The sequence below is a fragment of the Methanobrevibacter filiformis genome (assembly GCF_001639265.1).
In the GTDB taxonomy this organism is placed as follows: Archaea; Methanobacteriota; Methanobacteria; order Methanobacteriales; family Methanobacteriaceae; genus Methanacia; species Methanacia filiformis.
The window spans coordinates 1-5,775 of record NZ_LWMT01000053.1 but is presented as its reverse complement, the minus strand read 5'-3'; the positions used below and the strand labels follow the sequence as shown (position 1 = coordinate 5,775).

Below are 5,775 nucleotides of genomic sequence, written 5' to 3'. Positions count from 1 at the left end.
TATTTATTAATTATAACTATTTTAAACATTTATTTTTTATAAAAAATATGTATTAATGACTTACAAATATTTTAATTTATTTTAATTAGATATCTATTTTTACAAAAAATAATCGTTGCACAGCCTACAGTGTTAAATTATGGCTTCAAAAAGGATTTTAAAAAAATTTTTTATTTTTTCGAAATCAGTGTTAAATTGTGTTAAATTTATATTTCATGAACAATAACATATAAAATAATGTAATATATTTATATTTACCAACATGTTAGTTTATATAGTTTCATATACATATTATATCTTAAGTATTTAACATGTTAATATAATTTGTATATAAAAATATCAAAAAATTATTTTCATGTATCTTAAAAGAAATAAAAAGTATTGTAATGAAATAAAAGGCATTACAATAATATTACTAAATAATAATAAAAATAAAGATAATATATGATAATATATCATATTATAAGAAACTATGTGTAACATGTGAACACAAAGGTTGATAAGATGAATAACAAGACATTAGGGACAATTTTAATAATTATAAGCATAATAGTTATAGTTGTTGCGGGGGTTGAAATAAGCACTAGCTTAAATATTATGAAAGGAACAAATCCTCTAACAAATGATACTACAATTAATGAGAGTAATGCAACAGATAATATTCTAACAAAGACAATTGATACATTACTTACATACACTGGTATTAAAAGTAAAAAAATTAGTACAGCAAAAAAACAAACTTACAATTCACCATATAATTACTATAAAAAATATTTAGAACTTGCAAAATCTAAAGGTCAAACATCTAATTTTATGACTTATGAAGAATTTCTAAAGGATAAAGATACGTACAATGCTGTTGTTTCAGAATATAATTCAAATTATAATTATACTAATCAACACCAAGATTCTAGTGACAATAAAAGCTATGAAAGTAATAAATCTTCAGATGATCTACCTAAAAACACATCTCATGTAAATGAAAAATCTACTGAATCATCAAATTCTAGAAATCCTGACTCAGTACCAAATTTTGCTTAAATCCAAAGTTTTTTACTTATTTTTGAACTTTTTTAATATTCAATTAATTGAAATAGATATTTAAAAAAAAGATATTTAATTAATAATATATTTAAATATATATTTAATAATAGCTATTTTTCGTTATTTTTATCATCAAACAATTCTTTAATATCCTCTGAATGATGAGCAAATTCATCTAAAACCTCTTCTTCTCCTTTATTCGAAATTTGAATCTTTTCAGATACTGAATATCCATAGTAAGAAAGAATAATAAGTCCTACAATTGTTGTCATCCAAAACGAAATTAATCTTTCAATTACTGTTGCTGCTGCGCTTATTGAAGGAGATATTCCTGCAGATGAAAAAAGCAGAATCATTAATCCATCTACTGCACCTAATCCTCCAGGTAAAAGTGGAATCATACCTACTAAACAGGATATTATAAATACTTCAGCTATTACAAGTGGAGATACAGAGGATCCAAAAGCTAAAAAGACTAAATAAACTCTAAAGATTTCACTAAGCCATAATAATAATGAAATAGGTAGAGCTTTATAGAGAACATTTTTATCTTTTAACATTACTCTCATTGTGCCTTGAAAACCTGAAATAGCATCCATGATTCTTTTTTCTAAAATTTCTGGGTCTTTTTTATAAAAAAATCTGACTATTTTAAGTATAAATACCATTACCTTCTCAGCAATTGCCTGATTAATTGACATGTAAATTAAGATTACAGATGCCAATGTTATAATAATTACAGAAGCAATTAAAAGAACAATGATCCATGTATTAAGTGAAAAATTCATTATCATGAGTACAATAGTCAAAATAGCTAGAATTAGAAATGGAATTGTATCTAATGATCTATCGGCTACAACTGTTGCAAATGTTGATTCAAAAGGCTCATTTGTATCCTTAGATAAAATATAAGCTCTTACTGGTTCACCACCACCACGACCACTTGGAGTTATGTTATTTACACCTAGCCCAGTTAAAGTTATTAAGACTAATTTTTTAAGAGAGACAGATATATTAGCAGTTTTATTGATAATATTCCACCTTAGTGCAAATAAGAAGTAAGTAATAATTTGAACAACAATAGCCAATATAATATACCAAAAATTAGCTAATTTTAAAGCATCAACTATTTTATCAATTCCAATAAAATAAATCATGACACCCATTATTGCAATGCCAATAAGTAGAAAAATTAAAGATTTATACTTCAAGTTATCACTTCAAAACAAATAAAATAAATTTTTAATTAATTATAGTACATATTTAACCTAAAAGTAATTACAATTTATAATATACCAATTTAATATTAATAAAAATTATTATGTTTATACTGCCATTTATACTTAAGTTTAAAAATTCTAATTTAATCTAATTTTAATATATTTAATATAGATACCTTTATATAGGTTAAGAAACTAAAAATATAATGATGCATAAATAAAATACATATCATAGGTTTTTTCTTAATTGATTAAATATCCATAGATTATTAAAATTAAGCTTATTTCTACAATTGTTGATCATTATTACTATTTTGATTATTGTTTATAATTTGATTAATATTTTCTATTTTTGATTGATTTTATGAAATATTTTTATGTTATTATACATTTTTGCATTATATATAAGTTAAGAATTTAAGTTCTTAACTAAAAAACGTGTGATATAATGTTCGAAGACAGTTATAATAGACAAGAAGAGTACTCATGCCCAGTTGACGTTGGATCTGAATATGATGTTAAAATTGAAGATCAAGGAAAAAGCGGAGACGGAATCGCTCGTATAGACGGATTCGTTATCTTCATTCCTGGTGCTGAAGTTGGACAAGAAGTTACTGTTAAAATCAATGCAACTCGCCGAAAATTCGCTTTTGGTGAAGTAGTAGAATAGATTTATATCTATTCATTCTATTTTAATATAATACTTTTAATTCAATATTTTAAAGTAGATTTATTCTACTTATAAATTTTAATTAATAAATTATAGCTATATGTTATTTATAATTATTATAAATAATATTTAAGTTATTTATTAATAACTATTTTATTTTTAATTAATTTTCTCAATTTAATAGCTAAATAAAGCACTACCTTAACTGTTTTTTCAAAATTTAAAATCAAAATTATCACTAAAATAATTGACACTACGAATAATTAAATCTATAATAGCTATTGTGTAGTCCTTGAGTTTTTTTAGTGTTTCGGGATCAGATAGCTTGTTTTTATATACAAAGCGTGAAGTGTAGTATACTTCATATATTTCAGTCTTATGTTTCTCTATTTTAATAGCTATTTCCTCATTATTCACTAATTTAAACAAATCTTTATTAACATTAGCTATTGAGGTAATTAATATTTTATTATCATAAGCATTATTAATTTCAAGTTTTTCTTCTTTTAATATATTGATTATTTCTTTTTTAAACATGAATTTCACATAATTAATTGTTAATTATTTTTTTAATATATCTAATTTACCATATATTATTTTCTATCATGATTTTCTTTCACCCCATCTTCTCTCAGCAAACTATTTTCTCATTTATAGTCCTAAATCAGTTCGTTATAATCTTTTAAGTGAGTTAGGTAATGTTATTCCAAGTAACTTTCACATTTAAATTATGATGAATAATGATTTTAGTAATAATGTATTTTTTCAGGAGGCATGATTTTGACACAAAGAATTTCATGAACACATAATAAATTGTCTAAAAGAGAGACAATAGAAAAAGTAAAAATATAAAAAGAATAAAAATTCTTATAAAATAGCTATTTAGCTTTATAAGAATTATTATCTTCGTAAATCTCTTTAAGAGTATTTTTAATATCTACCTTAAATGTTTTTATTTTACTTTTGTATTTTGCAGGTATTGAAACTTTAACTCTTAAAGTTTCCCCTACTTTGATAGAACTAATTTTTACTGATTTTATCTTTGTTTTAGCATCATAAACACCAAGATAACTTTTACCAGCTATTTTTCCACCATTATTTCTAAGATAAACATATCTAGAGTTGCTGTTCTTAGTAACCTTAGTAATCTTAGTTATCTTAAGATCAGGTTTTTTCACAGTTATTCCATCTTTAGGAGTAATTGAAATCTTAATTTTAGAAACTTTTCCTTTATAACTATCTATAGCATTATAAACTTTACCTGCAATGTTATATTTAAAAACAAGATTATTCAATTTAAGTGTACGTATTTCAGACCATACACCATCCATATTCGAAATAGCACCACCAGTATGTTTTGCTTTATTATTTATGAATCTACAACCCTTCACACTAACAGAACCAAAATTCCAATTAGAAATAGCACCACCATAGTTTGCTTTATTACTTGTGAAATTAGAATTACTTAGACTAAGAGAACCATTTCTATGGTTATCAATAGCACCACCATTAGTCTCAGCTTTATTATTTATGAAATTACAACTCCTCACAATAAGAGAACCCTCATCATAAGTATTAGCAATAGCACCACCCCACTCAGCTTTATTATTTATGAATTTACAACCTTTCACAATGACAGAACCAGAATTATCACTATTATGAATAGCACCACCACCAAGAATTGCCGTATTATTTCTAAAATTACAATTAATCACACTAAAAGAACCAAGATTATGAATAGCACCACCATAAGCAGGAATACCAGAATTTTGAGGAAAAACTTTATTATTTGTGAAATTACAACTCCTAACACTAAGAGAACCAGAATTACAAATAGCACCACCATACTCAGCTTTATTATTTGTGAAATTACAACTCCTAACACTAAGAGAACCAGAATTATCACTATTATGAATAGCACCACCACCATAGTTTGCTTTATTACTTGTGAAATTAGAATTACTTAAACTAAGAGAACCCTCATTATAAATAGCACCACCCCACTCAGCTTTATTATTTGTGAAATTACAACTCCTAACATTAAGAGAACCAGTATTAGAAATAGCACCACCCATAACCCCATCATCATCATTAGAGACATGATTATTTGTGAAATTACATCCACTCACACTAAGAGAACCCTTATTATTAATAACTGCACCATAATTCATACTATGGGCATTTATCAGTTTTAAGTTTATTAATTTTACTGAAACCTTCTTTGTAATGTTAAAAATACTGTTTTTTCCTTCTCCATTAAGTACCACATTATTTCCATTACCTTGTATTGTAAGATTTTTATTAATTATTATTCCAGTATTATTCTTTCCTTTATATACCCCATTTTCCAGATAAATGATTTCATTTGCACTACTATTCTTAATAGCTGTTATTAAACCACCATTTGTTGTACTAGTAATTGTTGTATTGGTTGCACTTACAGTTCCAACCATACTAACAGCTAAAATAACTATTAAAATCATTAAAATAGAAATAGAAACTTTTTTCATATTATTTCCATTACTAAAAATTTTAAACACCTCAATTTTTTAGTATATAATAATAATTAAAATTTTTATATGCATTTATCAATTGATAAACTGGATTACTATGTAATAGTTTTTTCCATACTTATTTGGCTGTGCAATAATTATTTTTTGATTCTTTTTAGTTATGCTTAGTTTTAAATATTATGGGGTGTAATATAGTATTAATGTTTTTTAGTTTTTGTTGAGTTGGTGTTTATGGTTTTGCATGAAGATAGTATTGGTCAGGTGTTTTTACTTCCTTTGAATTTGAGGGACTTTATTCCAGATAATCATATTTGTTTTTTTATTGAGG

General features: G+C 24.8%; 5 protein-coding genes. 2 read left to right on the top strand and 3 right to left on the bottom strand.

Annotation, left to right across the window (positions count from 1 at the left end):
- Positions 1-483 precede the first annotated feature (483 nt).
- Positions 484-1,041 (top strand): hypothetical protein, encoded by a 558-nt coding sequence (locus MBFIL_RS02045; protein WP_157078619.1) that lies wholly within the window; start codon positions 484-486, stop codon positions 1,039-1,041.
- A gap of 113 nt (positions 1,042-1,154) precedes the next feature.
- Here MBFIL_RS02045 and MBFIL_RS02040 read toward each other — a convergent pair whose 3' ends face one another.
- Positions 1,155-2,255, bottom strand: coding sequence for a UPF0104 family protein (locus MBFIL_RS02040; RefSeq protein WP_066971014.1), 1,101 nt, complete (start codon positions 2,253-2,255; stop codon positions 1,155-1,157).
- A gap of 457 nt (positions 2,256-2,712) precedes the next feature.
- On the opposite strand from MBFIL_RS02040, the gene MBFIL_RS02035 reads away from it, so the two are divergent.
- Positions 2,713-2,934: a TRAM domain-containing protein gene (locus tag MBFIL_RS02035; protein WP_066971012.1), complete on the top strand. Its 222-nt coding sequence runs from the start codon at positions 2,713-2,715 to the stop codon at positions 2,932-2,934.
- 213 nt (positions 2,935-3,147) lie between these two features.
- On the opposite strand, the gene MBFIL_RS02030 is transcribed toward MBFIL_RS02035, so the two are convergent.
- Positions 3,148-3,471 carry a hypothetical protein gene (locus MBFIL_RS02030; RefSeq protein WP_066971010.1) on the bottom strand — a complete coding sequence of 108 codons (324 nt, stop codon included), beginning with the start codon at positions 3,469-3,471 and terminating at the stop codon, positions 3,148-3,150.
- A 341-nt stretch (positions 3,472-3,812) separates the two neighbouring features.
- Positions 3,813-5,444, bottom strand: coding sequence for a CARDB domain-containing protein (locus tag MBFIL_RS02025; RefSeq protein WP_066971008.1), 1,632 nt, complete (start codon positions 5,442-5,444; stop codon positions 3,813-3,815).
- Positions 5,445-5,775: the final 331 nt, after the last annotated feature.